At 63.2% G+C, this 14471-nt stretch carries 14 protein-coding genes; 10 read left to right on the top strand and 4 right to left on the bottom strand.

The annotated features are described in order from the left end of the window. The first annotated feature begins 78 nt into the window (after positions 1 to 78). Genes JF539_RS25650 through JF539_RS25625 form a run of 6 tightly spaced genes read left to right on the top strand, consistent with a single transcriptional unit; the run spans position 79 to position 7178 of the window. Positions 79 to 1239, top strand: a complete 1161-nt coding sequence (locus JF539_RS25650) for an acyl-CoA dehydrogenase family protein (protein WP_207143982.1) — start codon at positions 79 to 81, stop codon at positions 1237 to 1239. Between the two features lie 3 nt (positions 1240 to 1242). Continuing rightward, positions 1243 to 3279, top strand: a complete 2037-nt coding sequence (locus JF539_RS25645) for an acetate--CoA ligase family protein (RefSeq protein ID WP_207143980.1) — start codon at positions 1243 to 1245, stop codon at positions 3277 to 3279. Beyond that, a complete protein-coding gene (locus JF539_RS25640) occupies positions 3269 to 4054 on the top strand; it encodes a carnitinyl-CoA dehydratase (RefSeq protein WP_207143979.1) in 786 nt (261 codons plus the stop codon). The genes JF539_RS25645 and JF539_RS25640 overlap by 11 nt, the downstream gene beginning before the upstream one ends. Before the next feature lie 9 nt (positions 4055 to 4063). Next, the gene (locus tag JF539_RS25635; RefSeq protein ID WP_207143977.1) at positions 4064 to 4987 is read left to right on the top strand and encodes a 3-keto-5-aminohexanoate cleavage protein; all 924 of its coding nucleotides are present in this window, start codon (positions 4064 to 4066) and stop codon (positions 4985 to 4987) included. Positions 4988 to 4989: 2 nt separating this feature from the next. Next, complete coding sequence (locus tag JF539_RS25630) at positions 4990 to 5754, top strand: SDR family oxidoreductase (RefSeq protein WP_207143975.1); 765 nt, start codon at positions 4990 to 4992, stop codon at positions 5752 to 5754. Next, positions 5751 to 7178 (top strand): carnitine 3-dehydrogenase, encoded by a 1428-nt coding sequence (locus tag JF539_RS25625; RefSeq protein ID WP_207143973.1) that lies wholly within the window; start codon positions 5751 to 5753, stop codon positions 7176 to 7178. The genes JF539_RS25630 and JF539_RS25625 overlap by 4 nt, the downstream gene beginning before the upstream one ends. Before the next feature lie 90 nt (positions 7179 to 7268). On the opposite strand, the gene JF539_RS25620 is transcribed toward JF539_RS25625, so the two are convergent. Then, a complete protein-coding gene (locus JF539_RS25620) occupies positions 7269 to 8018 on the bottom strand; it encodes an SDR family NAD(P)-dependent oxidoreductase (RefSeq protein ID WP_207143971.1) in 750 nt (249 codons plus the stop codon). A gap of 87 nt (positions 8019 to 8105) precedes the next feature. On the opposite strand from JF539_RS25620, the gene JF539_RS25615 reads away from it, so the two are divergent. From JF539_RS25615 to JF539_RS25600, 4 genes are all read left to right on the top strand, one after another. Next, positions 8106 to 8477 (top strand): winged helix-turn-helix transcriptional regulator, encoded by a 372-nt coding sequence (locus tag JF539_RS25615; protein ID WP_207143970.1) that lies wholly within the window; start codon positions 8106 to 8108, stop codon positions 8475 to 8477. A 265-nt stretch (positions 8478 to 8742) separates the two neighbouring features. Continuing rightward, on the top strand, positions 8743 to 9753 hold the full coding sequence (locus JF539_RS25610; RefSeq protein WP_207143969.1) for an ABC transporter substrate-binding protein: 1011 nt from the start codon (positions 8743 to 8745) through the stop codon (positions 9751 to 9753). Between the two features lie 44 nt (positions 9754 to 9797). After that, positions 9798 to 10592, top strand: coding sequence for an ABC transporter ATP-binding protein (locus tag JF539_RS25605; RefSeq protein ID WP_207143968.1), 795 nt, complete (start codon positions 9798 to 9800; stop codon positions 10590 to 10592). Continuing rightward, entirely contained in the window at positions 10589 to 11356 is a 768-nt protein-coding gene (locus tag JF539_RS25600; protein ID WP_209017603.1) for an ABC transporter permease, read from the top strand. The genes JF539_RS25605 and JF539_RS25600 overlap by 4 nt, the downstream gene beginning before the upstream one ends. A gap of 129 nt (positions 11357 to 11485) precedes the next feature. Here the strand turns inward: JF539_RS25600 and JF539_RS25595 are convergent, their stop codons facing one another. Genes JF539_RS25595 through JF539_RS25585 form a run of 3 tightly spaced genes read right to left on the bottom strand, consistent with a single transcriptional unit; the run spans position 11486 to position 14440 of the window. After that, entirely contained in the window at positions 11486 to 13000 is a 1515-nt protein-coding gene (locus tag JF539_RS25595; RefSeq protein ID WP_207143965.1) for a tripartite tricarboxylate transporter permease, read from the bottom strand. Next, on the bottom strand, positions 12997 to 13497 hold the full coding sequence (locus JF539_RS25590) for a tripartite tricarboxylate transporter TctB family protein (RefSeq protein WP_207143963.1): 501 nt from the start codon (positions 13495 to 13497) through the stop codon (positions 12997 to 12999). Before JF539_RS25590 ends, JF539_RS25595 begins: the two co-directional genes overlap by 4 nt. Next, a complete protein-coding gene (locus tag JF539_RS25585) occupies positions 13478 to 14440 on the bottom strand; it encodes a Bug family tripartite tricarboxylate transporter substrate binding protein (RefSeq protein ID WP_207143961.1) in 963 nt (320 codons plus the stop codon). The genes JF539_RS25590 and JF539_RS25585 overlap by 20 nt, the downstream gene beginning before the upstream one ends. Between the last annotated feature and the right edge of the window lie 31 nt (positions 14441 to 14471).

Below are 14471 nucleotides of genomic sequence, written 5' to 3'. Positions count from 1 at the left end.
GATTTTGATCCAAAACGGCATGGTTATCCGAAGGCCCTTGTCACATGCTCCCGGCGACCAGGCAAGAGGAAGCGCACGATGCATTTTGGCTTGAGCGAAGAACAGGAAATGATCGTTTCGACGGTCCGGGCCTTCGTTGAAAACGAGATCTATCCCCACGAGCAGATGGTGGAGAAGACCGGCCAGGTGCCGCCGGAACTCGGCGAGGAGATCAAGCAAAAATGCATCGATCTCGGCTTCTATGCCTGCAACTTCCCCGAGGAGGTCGGCGGCGCCGGGCTCAGCCATCTGGACTTCACCCTGGTGGAGCGCGAACTCGGGCGCGGTTCCATGGCGCTCAATCACTTCTTCGGCCGGCCGCAGAACATCCTGATGGCCTGCAACGACGAGCAGCGTGAGCGCTATCTTCTGCCGGCCGTCAGGGGCGAGAAGATGGATGCGCTGGCCATGACCGAGCCGGATGCCGGTTCCGACGTGCGCGGCATGAAGTGCCAGGCCGTCCGCGACGGCGGGGACTGGGTGATTTCCGGATCGAAGCATTTCATCTCCGGAGCGGAACACGCGGATTTCTTCATCGTTTTCGTCGCGACCGGCGTCGATGAGACGCCGAAGGGCCCGAAGAAGCGGATCACCTGTTTTCTGGTGGACCGGGGCACCCCGGGTTTTGAGGTGCGCGACGGCTACAACTCCGTCAGCCATCGGGGCTACAAGAACTGCATTCTTTATTTCGACCAGTGCCGTCTTTCCGACGCGCAGGTGCTCGGCGAGGTCGACGGCGGCTTCGAGGTCATGAACGAATGGCTCTACGCCACCCGGCTGACGGTTGCCGCGATGAGCGTCGGCCGGGCGCGTCGCTGTTTCGACCACGCGCTGTCCTATGCCGCCGAGCGGAAGCAGTTCGGCCAGCCCATCGCCCGGTTCCAGGGGGTGAGTTTCCAGGTCGCCGACATGATTACGGAAATCGACGCGGCCGACTGGCTGACGCTTGCCGGGGCCTGGCGCCTGGACCAGGGCCTGCCCGCCAACCGGGAAATCGCCAGCGCCAAGGTCTACGCCACCGAGATGCTCGCCCGCGTCACCGACACCACACTCCAGATCCACGGCGGCATGGGGCTGATGGACGATTTTCCCATCGAGCGCTTCTGGCGGGACGCCCGTGTGGAGCGGATCTGGGACGGCACCAGCGAAATCCAGCGCCATATCATCAGCCGCGACCTCTTCCGCCCGCTGGGAGCCTGAGCCATGCGCCCGCTCGACCGGCTGCTCAGGCCCAAATCCATCGCCGTGATCGGCGGCGGCGCCTGGTGCGAGAACGTGCTCCGGGAATGCCGTAAGTTTGGCTTCGAGGGCGACCTCTGGGCGGTCCATCCGAAACGACAGGACTTCGGCGGCGTTCCGGCCTATCGCTCGGTCCGGGAGCTGCCATACGTCCCCGATGCCGCCTTTATCGGCGTCAACAGGCACGCCACGGTGGAGATCGTGCGTGAACTGGCTGAAGCCGGCGCGGGCGGGGCGATCTGCTTCGCGTCCGGCTTTCGTGAGGCGATCGCCGAGCTGGCCGACGGTGGCGACCTGCAGGCCGAACTGGTGGAAGCCGCCGGCGACATGCCGTTTCTCGGACCCAACTGCTACGGCCTCCTCAACGCCACCAACGGCGCCGCGATCTGGCCGGACCGGCACGGACTTCTCGGCGTGCCGCGCGGCGTGGCGATCCTGTCGCAATCCTCCAACATCGCGCTCAATCTGACCATGCAGACGCGCGGCCTGCCGATTGCCTGTCTCGTGACAGTCGGCAACCAGGCCCAGACCGGCCTGTCGAAGATCGGTGAAGCGCTGCTGGAGGACGAGCGGATCACGGCCATCGGCCTTCATATCGAGGGGATCGACGACCTCAAGGCCTTCGAGCGCTTCGCCCGTGAAGCCCGAAGGAAGGGCAAGCCGGTCGTCGCGCTGAAGGTCGGCAAGTCCGAGCAGGCCCAGGCCGCCGCCATTTCCCACACCGCCTCGCTGGCCGGCAGCACCGCCGGATCGGACGCTTTGATGACACGGCTGGGCGTCGCCCAGGTGCACAGCCTGCCGGCCCTGCTCGAAACGCTGAAGATCCTGCATGTGACGGGAGGACTGCCGGACGGAAAGCTCGTCTCGGTCTCCTGCTCCGGTGGCGAGGCCAGCCTGATCGCCGATATGGCCCATCACCGCAAGCTGAGTTTTCCGCCCTTGAGCAGCACCCAGAAGGAAAGACTGGCGGACGTGCTCGGTCCCAAGGTCGCGCTCGCCAATCCGCTCGACTACCACACCTATATCTGGGGCGACGCCGAGGCCACGGCCCGTATGGTTGCGGCCATGATGGCGGGTGAGGCCTCGCTCGGCATCGTCATCCTCGATTTTCCGCGCCCCGACCGCTGCACGTTCGAGGACTGGTTCAAGGTGATCGATGCGGCGGAGGCAGCCCAAAGGACGAGCGGCAAGCCGGTCGCGGTCGTCAGCACGCTTGGCGAAACGATGCCGGAATCCATCGCCGTCGATCTCATGGCGCGCGGCCTCATCCCCCTTGCCGGTCTGGACGAGGCGCTCGCGGCCATCGAGGCCGTTGCGGCGATTGCCGGGCCGTTACCGGAAGAAGAGATCTTTTTCGCCGAGGCTCCTGCGGAGCCTACGCTTCTGAGCGAACATGCGGCGAAGGCGGTGTTGAGCGAATTCGGGCTGAGCATACCGAAAAGCAGCCTGGCCGAAGGCGCCGACGCGGCTGCCGCAACGGCGGACGAAATCGGTTATCCCGTGGTTTTGAAGGGAACGGGGTCGGCGCATAAATCCGACATCGGTGCGGTTGCCTTGAACCTCCGTTCGGCGGACGAGGTCAGGGCGGCGGCGGCCCGGATGCCGGAGACCCGCTTCCTCGTGGAAGAGATGGTGACGGGCGCGCTCGCCGAGATATTGATCGGCGTGGTTCGAGATCCGGCCCACGGATATGTCCTGACCCTTGCGGCGGGCGGCGTCCTGACGGAACTTCTGACCGACTGTGCGTCGCTGCTCGTTCCCGTCTCCCGGGAGCAGGTGAAGGCCGCGCTCGGCGAATTGCGGCTGGCGCCGGTGCTCGGTGGCTACCGGGGAAGACCGGCCGCCGACATGGAAAAGATAGTCGATGCCGTCATGGCGGTGCAGGCCTGTGTCCTGCGCGGCAACGTGGCGGAAATAGAAGTCAATCCTCTGCTCTGCGGCCCGGATTTCGCCGTGGCCGCGGACGCATTGATCAGATGGGGAGAAGAACATGACGGATAACCCGGTCAAAACCCGGCGCGAGGGACCGATTCTGGAGGTCACGCTCGATCGGCCGAAGGCCAACGCCATCGATCTGGTGACCAGCCGGATCATGGGTGAGGTCTTTACCGAGTTCCGGGACGATCCGGAGGTGCGCGTGGCCATCGTCACGGGTGCCGGTGAAAAATTCTTCTGCCCCGGCTGGGACCTGAAAGCCGCGTCCGAGGGCGACGCGGTCGATGGCGATTACGGCAAGGGTGGCTTCGGCGGCCTGCAGGAGCTTCGCGGCCTCAACAAGCCGGTGATCGCCGCCGTCAACGGCATTTGCTGCGGCGGCGGTCTGGAGTTGGCGCTCTCCGCCGACATCATCCTGGCGGCGGACCACGCCACTTTCGCGCTGCCCGAGATCCGCTCCGGCACCGTCGCGGATGCCGCCACCGTCAAGCTGCCCAAGCGTATCCCCTATCACATCGCCATGGAAATGCTTCTGACCGGACGCTGGATCGACGTGGAGGAAGCCGCCCGCTGGGGCCTCGTCAATCACGTCTATCCCGGATCGGACCTGATGGCCGAGGCCTGGAAGCTGGCGGAGCTGCTCGCCTCCGGCCCGCCGCTGGTCTATGCCGCGATCAAGGAAGTGGTGCGCGAGGCGGAGGACATGAAGTTCCAGGACGCCATGAATCGCATCACCAAGAGCCAGTTCGCCACCGTCGAGCGCCTCTACCGCTCCGAAGACCAGCTCGAGGGCGCCAAGGCCTTCGCCGAAAAACGCGATCCGGTCTGGAAAGGCCGCTAGGAGAATAATATGCCATTGAATATGAACCGCGACGTCTTCATCACCTGCGCCATCACCGGCTCCGGCGGCACGCAGGACCGCTCGCCGCATGTGCCACGCAGCCCCAGGGAAATCGCCGACAGCGCGATTGACGCCGCCAAGGCGGGTGCGGCGATTGTCCATTGCCATGTCCGGGATCCCGAGACAGGCGTTGCGTCGCGCAAGGTCGAATACTACCGGGAAGTGACCGACCGTATCCGCTCCGCCGATGTCGACGTGGTGCTGAACCTCACCGCCGGCATGGGCGGCGACATCACCTTCGGCTCCACCGAGGCGCCTCTGCCGGTCAATGAAAACGGCACCGACATGGTGGGGGCCACGGAACGCATGGCGCATATCCGCGAGTGCCTGCCGGAGATCTGTACGCTCGACTGCGGCACGATGAATTTCGCCGAGGCCGACTATGTCATGACCAATACGCCGGGCATGCTGCGCGCCATGGGTTCCATGATGACCGAACTCGGCGTCATGCCGGAGATCGAGGCCTTCGACACCGGCCATCTGTGGTTCGCCAAGGAACTCGTCAAGGAAGGCACGCTTGCCTCGCCCGCGCTCGTGCAGCTTTGCATGGGCGTGCCGTGGGGCGCACCCAACGACCTGAACACCTTTATGGCGATGGTCAACAACATCCCCAACGACTGGACATGGTCCGCCTTCAGCCTCGGCCGCGACCAGATGCCTTACGCCGCCGCCGCGGTTCTGGCCGGCGGCAACGTCCGCGTCGGCCTGGAGGACAATCTCTTCCTGGAAAAGGGCGTGCTCGCCACCAACGCGCAACTGGTTGAAAAGGCCGTCGGCATCGTCGAGGGCCTGGGCGCCAGGATCGCGGGCCCTGAAGCCGTGCGCGAGAAACTGGGTCTGACCAAGCGCGCGCCGGCCGCGCAAGGAGCGTGAGCGTGAGCCGCAGGGTTCTGATCACCGCGGGTGCCGCGGGCATTGGCCGCGCCATCGCCGAGCGCTTTCTCGCCGATGGCGACAGGGTCGCGGTTTGCGACGCCGATCCGGAAGCGGTCGCGGCGTTCTCCGCCGCTCATCCGCAGGCCATCGCCGCCGTGGCCGATGTCACGTTGGAAGCGGACATGGACCGGTTTCTGGCCGGGGTGGAACAGGCCTGGGAAGGCGTGGACGTGGTCTGCTCCAATGCCGGGACAAGCGGCCCGGCAGGCGCGATCGAAACGCTGGACTATGCCGAGTGGCAGCGCTGTCTGGAAACCAACGTCCATGGGTCTTTTCTGACCTGCCGCTGGGCGGCCCGGGTGATGAAGGCTCAGGGCAGCGGTCTTATCGTGTTGACCTCCTCTACGGCGGGCCTTTACGGCTATCCGTTCCGCTCACCCTACGCTTCCGCCAAATGGGCCATCGTCGGCCTGACCAAGACGCTGGCCATGGAACTCGGCTCTCACGGCATCCGCGTCAACGCGGTCTGTCCCGGCGCGGTGGAAGGCCCGCGTATGGACCGGGTCGTCGCCATCGAGGCGGCGGCGCGCGGCGAGAGCGAGGAGGTCATCCGCGCCTCCTACGTTCAGGGCGTTTCGCTCAAGACCTGGGTAACCGCCGAGGAGGTCGCCGGCACCATTCACTTCCTGGCCTCGCAGGCCGGCGCCCGGATATCCGGACAGATTCTGGCCATCGACGGCCACACGGAGACACTCGCACCATGACCGGAAAAGCAAGCATTATCGGTGGCGGCGTGATCGGCGGCGGCTGGGCCGCGCGGTTCCTCCTGAACGGCTGGGACGTCGCGGTCTTCGACCCGGACCCGGAAGCCGAACGCAAGATCGGCGAGGTGATCGCCAACGCCCGCCGCAGCCTGCCGTCTCTTTACGACCGGCACCTGCCGTCGGAAGGCAGCCTCACCTTTCACGACACCCTGGAAGCCACCGTCGAAGGCGCGGACTGGATCCAGGAAAGCGTTCCCGAACGGCTCGACCTGAAGCACAAGGTCTACGCCGACCTGAACCGGCTTGCCCCGGAAAAAGCGGTTATCGGTTCCTCGACTTCGGGCTTCAAGCCGTCGGAGCTGAATGCGCAAGGCGGGCGCGCCGTCGTCGCCCATCCGTTCAACCCGGTCTATCTGCTGCCGCTGGTGGAACTGGTCGGCGAAGCTTCGGAGACCGCCCGCGCGGCGGAGGTCCTGCGCACCATCGGCATGTTCCCGCTCACCGTGCGCAAGGAAATCGACGCCCATATCGCCGACCGCTTTCTGGAGGCCGTCTGGCGCGAGGCGCTCTGGCTGGTCAAGGACGGCGTCGCCACGACGGAGGAAATCGACGAGGCCATCCGCATGGGCTTCGGCCTGCGCTGGGCGCAGATGGGTCTCTTCGAGACCTATCGCATCGCCGGCGGCGAGGCCGGCATGAAGCATTTCATGGCCCAGTTCGGCCCCTGTCTCACCTGGCCCTGGACCAAGCTGATGGACGTGCCGGAGTTCACCGACGAGCTGGTCGACCTGATCGCGGGCCAGTCCGACGATCAGTCCGGCCACCGTTCGATCCGCGAACTCGAACGCCTGCGGGACGACAATCTCGTCGGCATGATGCGCGCCCTGAAAAAAAGCGGCAGCGGTGCGGGCGGCGTGATTACCGCCCACGAGGCCTCCCTGCCGATGCCCGAGGCGGTGGAGCTTCCGGTGACCGTCGACCGCCAGATCCCCCAGACCTGGACCGACTACAACGGCCACATGAACGAGACCCACTATCTCGAGGCCGCTTCGGCCGCGACCGACCGCTTCATGGAGCTGATCGGCGCCGACGCGGACTATATCGCTTCCGGCAAGAGCTACTTTACCGCCGAAACCCATATCCGCAACCTCGATGAGCTGAAGGCCGGCGAGCGCCTGATCGTCCGCACCCAGCTTCTGAGCGGCGCGGGCAAGAAGATGCATCTCTTTCATTTCATCGAGGACGGCGACGGCAAGCTCGCCGCCACCATGGAAACCCTTCAGATCCACGTCGACCTCAACTCCCGCAGCACCTGCGAGCCGGAGCCGGACGTCGCCGCGAAGCTGGCGGATTTCACGAAGGCGCATGAGGCCTTGCCGATGCCGGAAGGAGCGGGGCGGTTCGTCGGGCAGAAGCGGGGCTGAGGCTGCGGACACCACCGCTGTCACTTGAAAATCGGGAAACGCCGCAAGAAGAGCCCTGCTGGGGGCTGTCGCGCGGCGTCCCGGAACGTCTCAGACCTGGGCGTAACCGCCGTCGACGAAAATCTCGCCGCCGGTCATGTAGCTGCTGTCGTCGGAGGCGAGAAAGGCCGCCACGGCGGCGGTTTCGGATGGATCGCCCATCCGGCCCAAAGGTGTTTCATTCCTGAACCCGGTGACAATGTCGTCCTCCATGCCGGTCTGTGCGAAGAGATCCATGACCTTCTGCGTTTCTGTCGCCCCTGGGGAGAGGACGTTCACGCGGATGTCAGTGCCCTTGAGGTCCAGTGCCCAGCTTCGGGCGAGGTTACGGACGGCCGCTTTTGAAGCGCTGTAGACGCTCATTGCGGGCGTCCCGGTCACACCGACGGTCGATCCTGTCAGAATGATCGATCCGCCGGTCTTGAAAAGCGGGAGCGCTTTCTGCACCGTGAACAGCGTGCCCTTGACGTTGATGTCGAACGTCCACGACAGGTGTTCGGGCGTGATCTGTCCAAGCGGTGCGAAGTCGCCGACACCGGCATTGGCGAACAGGATGTCGAGGCCGCCTTTTTCGGCTTTTACGGTTTCGAAGAGATGGTCGAGGTCATCCATATCGGTGGTGTCGCCACGGATGGCGCGCGCGTTTGCGCCAAGCTCCGCCAGGGCCGCGTCGAGGGTGTCCTGCCGCCGGCCGAAGATATAAACGAACGCGCCTTCGGCGATGAACCGCTTTGCCGTCGCCAGGCCGATGCCGCTTGCGCCACCGGTGATAACCGCTGTCTTGCTTTCCAGTTTACCCATGGGTCAAACTCCTTTTCCTGAGGGTGATCTCAAGCTAAGAAGTGGTTTCTCTTTCACAAGTATGCACCTTTTGGTAAGTACCCGTAAATGACCGAAGAAACCTCCGAACCGGCTCCCTTCATCTGTGGCCTCGACGCAACGCTGCGTATCGTCAGCGGCAAGTGGAAACCGCTGATCCTGTTTTTTCTGGGTAAGGGACCGAAACGCTACGGCGAACTCAAACGCGACGTGCGGGGCGTCAGCGACAAGATGCTGATCCAGCACCTGAAGGAACTCGAGGCGCACGGGGTGATCGTGCGGACCGACTACCACGAGATACCGCCACGCGTGGATTATATGCTTTCCCCCTTCGGTCAAAGCCTGGTTGAAGCGATGGTCCCCATGTGTCGCTGGGGCGAAAACAACACGGAGGCGATCGCGTCGGCGCTCAAGGCTCAGATGAAAGGCGATGCCCGTTAGGGTTCGGTCTGGCCGTTCGCGCGGAACCCGTCTGTTGCCAGGCTCTCGGTTTGTAAGACGACCACCCTTCGCGGTGCATCGACCGCCAACGTGCGTTTGACGGAGTTGACTGGTGCAGACGTGCCTTTCCCCAAGGACATGCACAAAAAGTATACCTGCCAAAAAGATTTGCAAAAAGTGGATTCGCTCACTAACGTGCCATGCTTGTGCAACTGAGAATGAGCGCGGCGGATAGGCTGCGCCGATGAGGCGACTGGAGGTTTATATGTTTTACGGCAAGATCGTTGCGGCGGCACTCGTGGCTTTCGGAGCGACGGCTGCGGCTGCGAGCGACAAGACGGATGTTTCCTTTGCGCTGGACTGGAAATTTGAAGGTCCCGCCGCTCCGTATTTTGCTGCGATCGACAACGGCCACTTTGACGCAAAGGGCCTGAACGTCGAAATCACCGCCGGATCCGGCTCCCTGGACGCCATTCCGAAAGTGGCGACCGGCGCGTTTCCCGTCGGCTTCGCCGACATCAACAGCCTGATCAAGTTCCTGGATCAGAACCCGGGCGCGCCCGTGATCGCGGCCATGATGGTCTACGACAAGCCGCCCTTCGCGGTCATCGGCCGCAAGTCTCTCGGTGTCGAAGGTCCGGGCGACCTCGCCGGCAAGGTTCTGGGCGCACCGCCGCCGGACGGCGCGTGGGCGCAGTTTCCGATTTTCGCCGCCGAAAACGACATCAACATGGACGACATCAAGGTCGAGCCGGTCGGGTTCCCGACCCGTGAGCCGATGCTGGCCGAGGGCAATGTCGCTTCCGTTACCGGCTACTCCTTCAGCTCTTATCTGAACCTTGTTCGCCTGGGCGTCCCGGAAGAGGATATTTCCACCATCCTGATGGCAGACCACGGGCTCGACCTTTACGGCAACGCCGTGATCGTCAACACGGACTACGCCGCCAAGAACCCGGAAGTCGTCAAGGGCTTCCTGGAAGCCGTCGCCATGGGCTGGAAAGACGCGATTGCCGATCCGGCGGCCGTCATTCCGTCCCTCGTCAAGCGCAACCCGGCAGCCGACGCGGCGCTTGAGCAGCGCCGTCTGGAACTGTCGATCGACGCCAATGTCGTCACGGATTACACGATGGCGAACGGCATGGGCGGCATCGATGCGGACCGCATGGCCAGCGCCATCGAGCAGATCGGCCTGGTCTATGACTTCCAGAACGATCCGGACGCCAGCCTCTATTTCACGGACGCCTATCTGCCTGAGGGCGGATTTCCCCTGAAATAATAAGGCCGTGGGGGCGAGCTGCCCCCACCACCATCAAGGGTGTCATGACAGCACTGATTGAAATAAAAGGCGTGCGCCATGCCTACGCGACGGCGGCTGGCCCATTGCCAGTTCTGGACGGTCTCGAGGTTTCCGTCGAAGAAGGCGGCTTCTGCGCCGTCGTCGGCCCCTCCGGCTGCGGCAAGTCGACCTTGACCCGGCTCATCGCCGGCCTGATGCGTCCCGACGAAGGCGAGGTCTGGCTCCACGGCAAACAGGTGCGCGGGCCGAGGTCGACCGTCGGAATGGCGTTTCAGAACCCGGTGCTGCTCGAATGGCGGACAATCCTGAAGAACGTCATGCTGCCCCTGGAAATCGTCCCCAACGGTCTGAAGGGCAAGGCCGCTGTCGACCGCGCGCGCCATCTTCTGTCCCTTGTCGGCCTGGAGGGGTTCGAGGACAAGCGGCCGTCGGAGTTGTCGGGCGGCATGCGCCAGCGCGCGTCCCTGTGCCGGGCGCTGGTGCACCAGCCCGAGGTTCTGATCCTGGACGAGCCCTTCGGGGCGCTGGACGCCTTCACGCGCGAGGACCTTTGGCAGACCATGCATGACCTGAAGGCGAAAGAGCCCTTCACGGGGGTGTTGATCACCCACGATCTCCGCGAATCCATCTTTCTGGGCGACCAGGTCATTGTGCTGTCCGGACGTCCCGCGCGCACGCAATATGTCATGAACATCGACCGTTCGGCGCCCGCAAACCTGGAAGACCTTTACACCGCGGAAGCGGCCGAACGGCTGTCGATCCTGCGGCACCAGATCGAGATCGCCCAGGGCCGCGTTCCGGAGGAGGCTGCGTCATGATGCGACGACTGCGCAACGTGGCCGTTCCGTTTATCGCAATGCTGGTGTTTCTGGCCCTCTGGGAGGCACTGGTCTGGCTCAACGGCTGGCCCAACTACAAGATGGCGTCTCCCAGCGACCTTTGGCCCGCCTATACGCGCTACTGGCAATTGTTCCTCGTGATGGGCTGGCAGACGTTGTGGCGCACGGTCGTCGGCCTGTTGCTGGCCGTGATCGTCGGCATGGCCTTCGGCATGATCATGGGCTTCTCGCGCACCATGCGCGAAGCGCTCTATCCCCTTCTGGTCGGCTTCAACGCCATTCCAAAGGCGACGGTCGTTCCCATCGTGGCGCTCATGTTCGTCGGCATGCATGACTTCAACACGATCCTGATCGCCTTCATGATTTCCTTCTTCCCGATCGCCGTTTCCGTGTCGATCGGTCTGTCCACACTGGAGCCTGAATACCGCGATATCCTCAGGTCCCTGGGCGCCTCGCAAACCACGATCTTCTGGAAGATCGCCCTGCCGAAAACATTGCCCGAGTTCTTCGGGGCATTGAAGGTTTCCGTCACGCTGGCCTTCATCGGAACCAACCTGATGGAGATCGTCAGCCCGCATGGCCGCGGCCTGGGGGCGCTGTTCGACAGCGGCAAGATCAACTCCGACTACCCGCTCATGTTCGCGGTCCTGATTGCCCTGGCGGTGCTCGGCATCGTCCTTTACTACGTTGTCGTCGGTCTCGAGAAGATCTTCGCCGGCTGGGCGGTCCGCTCCCCGCACTAGGGTCCGTTCCCCACAGACCCTAGGTGTTTGATCCAGGATAGGTCCAGCCAGGCACGAGCCGCTTTGTTCCTTTGGTCTTCGGGACCTTGGAATTCAAGGCTGGTTTAATTCCAACGGATCGTTTCGTCGTTACACGCCTGACGAAGTCTTCTGCCGCACGGTCCGCAATTTCGAGATCAGGGAAAACAACGCCGGCAAGACCAGAATTGCGAGCGAGACCATAATCAGCACACAGGAAATCGGACGATCGAAAAAGACAGAGATATCCCGATGAATGAGCAGCGTGCGACGCAGATTTTCCTCCAGAAGCGGGCCAAGCACCGCGCCGAACGCCAACGGCAACACCGGGATGTTCAACCTGATGAAGCTGAAGCCAACCGCACCGAAGAAAATCGCCACCCACACGTCAATAGCCGCGTTGCGCACGGAAAAGGCGCCCAGAAGGCACAGGATCAGTACGCCCGCGGTCAATAGTCTCTGAGGGATTGCCAAAATCTTGCGATAGACCGGAATGCCGATGGCGCCGGCAACGAGGGCCGTCAGTAGGATCGCGACAAACAGAGCGCCATAGATGGTGATAATCAGGTCTGGCTGGTTTTCAAAAAGGCCCGGTCCTGGCCGCAAGCCATGCAGCAACAGGACGCCGATCAAGACCGCCGTTATGCTGTCGCCCGGGATCCCCAGTGTCATCATCGGGATCAGGGCGCCGCCGACACAGGCATTGTTCGCAGCTTCCGGGGCCACAATACCGCGCGGAATACCGGTGCCGAATGTCTCGGGTTTTTTCGACAGGCGCTTTTCGCAAGCATAGGCAAGCGCCACTGCGATCGCCGAGCCCGCTGCGGGAATAGCTCCCACAAACGTGCCAATGACGGAACCCCGCAGCGCCGTCGGAAACTCTTGCCTGAGCGCCGTCCATTTGGGCCAGGTTCGCGCCGGGCTTTCGGGAACCTGGCTCGCGTCGTCGTCAGACCGGGTCAGCAACGACAGGACCTCGGCGATACCAAAGAGCCCGATCGCAAGTGGAATGATATCGATTCCACCCTGCAAATCCGCAGTTCCGAAGGTGAACCGAGGCACATCGGTAATCTTGTCTCGTCCGACCAGGCCGACGATAAGTCCGATTGCTCCGGCGGCGAGCCCGCGAAGTGTGTCGCCCGACGATGCATAAGCCACCAGCGCCAAGCCGAAGAACACGACCGCTGCATATTCGGCCGAACCGAATTTGAGCGCGTAATTGGCTATCACCGGCGCCAGCAGCACGAGGATTACCCATCCGATGATGCCGCCGAAAATTGAAGCAATCAGCGCATAGGCCATGGCCTCGGCGGCTTTGCCTTTGCGCGCCATGCTGTGCCCGTCCAGCAAGGTGATCATCGCGCCGGGTGTTCCGGGAATATTCAGCAGAATGGCGGAGACGGATCCGGCATAGACGCTGGAGAAAAACACCGCGAGCATGAGGGTCATCGCCGCCGGGGTTTCCATCCCGTAGGTGAAGGGGAGCATAACGGCCAATGCCATGGTCGAGCTTACGCCCGGCAAAGCCCCGAAGACGAGCCCGAGGACAACCCCGGTCAGTGCCAGGAACAGACTGTACGGGTTGAACAGATCTGCGAGGATTGTCGTGAAGAGATCGTGGATCATAGCGGTACCGAGAGCCCGAAGCGAAACACGCCGAAAAGCCCCAGCCCGACAAGGGCGCCTGTCGCAGCGGTGACTGGCCACCTGGAGGTTTCTGTTCGGCCCGCGAGAAGAGCCAGGGCCGCGCCGATGACGATCAGCGCAGTGGCGGCTCCGAACAACGCGCGCAGCGGCAGGAATGTAACGAGAATGGCAATGGCCGCTGCGGCGGGCCAGAGCGAGAAGAGCGAAGCAGCCATTTCAGGCGGGCGCCGGCGCCACATCCCGAGTCCGCCCCGTAGTGTAAGCGCCACCCCGGAGAGCCCCAGGGCAATCAACAATATGACCGGCAAAAAGGCGGGGCCGGGGTCGCGTCCGAAATCTTCATGCAGGCGCCCGGCCTGGGCGGTATGATAAATTGCCAAGCCGAACGACAGGATGAGGCACAGCCCGCCCGCAATAAGATCGTTAAGGCTCTCACGCGGGTCGGGTTGCTGATCTTTATTTGGGGTTGGTGACAAGCCCCGCCTCCTGAAGCACAGGGTAGACCTGCTCATCGAATGCCGAGATCCGGGCGCTGGCCGCTTCGGCGCCAAGCGGTTCGATCATGTAACCTGCCGCATTGGCCGCCGCGACGAATTCCTCCGAGGAAAGCACCTCTACCAACGCGTCGGACAGTATTTTCGCGACGTCTTCCGGCAGACCCGCCGGGGCAACGACAGCCCGGAAATCTCCCGCGAAAACCTCATAGCCCTGATCGGCAAATGTCGGGATCTCGGGTGCCAGAAAATGCCGCGAGCCGGCCATGACGCCCAGAATTCGCACATCTCCAGCCGCGGCATGTTCCAGGACCTGGGGTACAGGTACGGTGGCGCTTTCGACCTCTCCGCCCAACAGTGCCGTGACCGTCGGGGCATAGCCTCCATAAGGCACTTTGTTCAGCTCAAGCCCCAGGGCAGACTCCATGATCGCCGCGGAAATATAGGAGGCGCCGCCCGGGGGATCGTTTCCGTTGGGCACATCGCCCGGGGCTTCCTTTACCGCAGCGATATACTCATCCAGCGTTTTATAGGGTGTGTCGGCGCCCACTGTCAGCGCGCCAGGATCCGGACCAAAGAAAGACAGCACCTCGAGTTGGTCCATCATCACAGGTTCATCGGTGGTGTATTGCTGGATTACGCTCGACGATCCCAGCATCCCTATCGTGTAGCCATCGGCATCGGCTCCGGCCAGTTCCCGCATGCCGGTCAGGCCGCCGGCACCGTCATAATTCTCGACGACGATCGGCACCCCCAGAACGCCGCTAAGACGCTCGGCAACCAGCCGGCTGGTGGTGTCTTGCCCACCGCCCGCAGGCCAATTGACCACCCAGGTAATCGGGCCTTCAGGAAAAGACTGCGCCATCCCATGGGTCGGGAGGGCGTTCAGCATCGCGGCAAAGGCCAGTGTTTTTATCAATTTCAAGGGAGGTCTCCTTTCGAGGTGGAAATGTGAG

Source organism: Roseibium aggregatum, from assembly GCF_017309185.1.
GTDB classification, from domain to species: domain Bacteria; phylum Pseudomonadota; class Alphaproteobacteria; order Rhizobiales; family Stappiaceae; genus Roseibium; species Roseibium aggregatum_B.
This window is presented reverse-complemented; position numbering and strand designations above follow the sequence as displayed.

What these genes read in the sequence shown, in the direction of transcription:
- JF539_RS25650 (WP_207143982.1), top strand. Translation starts at nt 79, where the DNA reads ATGCATTTTGGCTTGAGCGAAGAACAGGAAATGATCGTTTCGACGGTC.
- JF539_RS25645 (WP_207143980.1), top strand. Translation starts at nt 1,243, where the DNA reads ATGCGCCCGCTCGACCGGCTGCTCAGGCCCAAATCCATCGCCGTGATC.
- JF539_RS25640 (WP_207143979.1), top strand. Translation starts at nt 3,269, where the DNA reads ATGACGGATAACCCGGTCAAAACCCGGCGCGAGGGACCGATTCTGGAG.
- JF539_RS25635 (WP_207143977.1), top strand. Translation starts at nt 4,064, where the DNA reads ATGCCATTGAATATGAACCGCGACGTCTTCATCACCTGCGCCATCACC.
- JF539_RS25625 (WP_207143973.1), top strand. Translation starts at nt 5,751, where the DNA reads ATGACCGGAAAAGCAAGCATTATCGGTGGCGGCGTGATCGGCGGCGGC.
- JF539_RS25620 (WP_207143971.1), bottom strand. Translation starts at nt 8,018, where the DNA reads ATGGGTAAACTGGAAAGCAAGACAGCGGTTATCACCGGTGGCGCAAGC.
- JF539_RS25615 (WP_207143970.1), top strand. Translation starts at nt 8,106, where the DNA reads ATGACCGAAGAAACCTCCGAACCGGCTCCCTTCATCTGTGGCCTCGAC.
- JF539_RS25610 (WP_207143969.1), top strand. Translation starts at nt 8,743, where the DNA reads ATGTTTTACGGCAAGATCGTTGCGGCGGCACTCGTGGCTTTCGGAGCG.
- JF539_RS25605 (WP_207143968.1), top strand. Translation starts at nt 9,798, where the DNA reads ATGACAGCACTGATTGAAATAAAAGGCGTGCGCCATGCCTACGCGACG.
- JF539_RS25600 (WP_209017603.1), top strand. Translation starts at nt 10,589, where the DNA reads ATGATGCGACGACTGCGCAACGTGGCCGTTCCGTTTATCGCAATGCTG.
- JF539_RS25595 (WP_207143965.1), bottom strand. Translation starts at nt 13,000, where the DNA reads ATGATCCACGATCTCTTCACGACAATCCTCGCAGATCTGTTCAACCCG.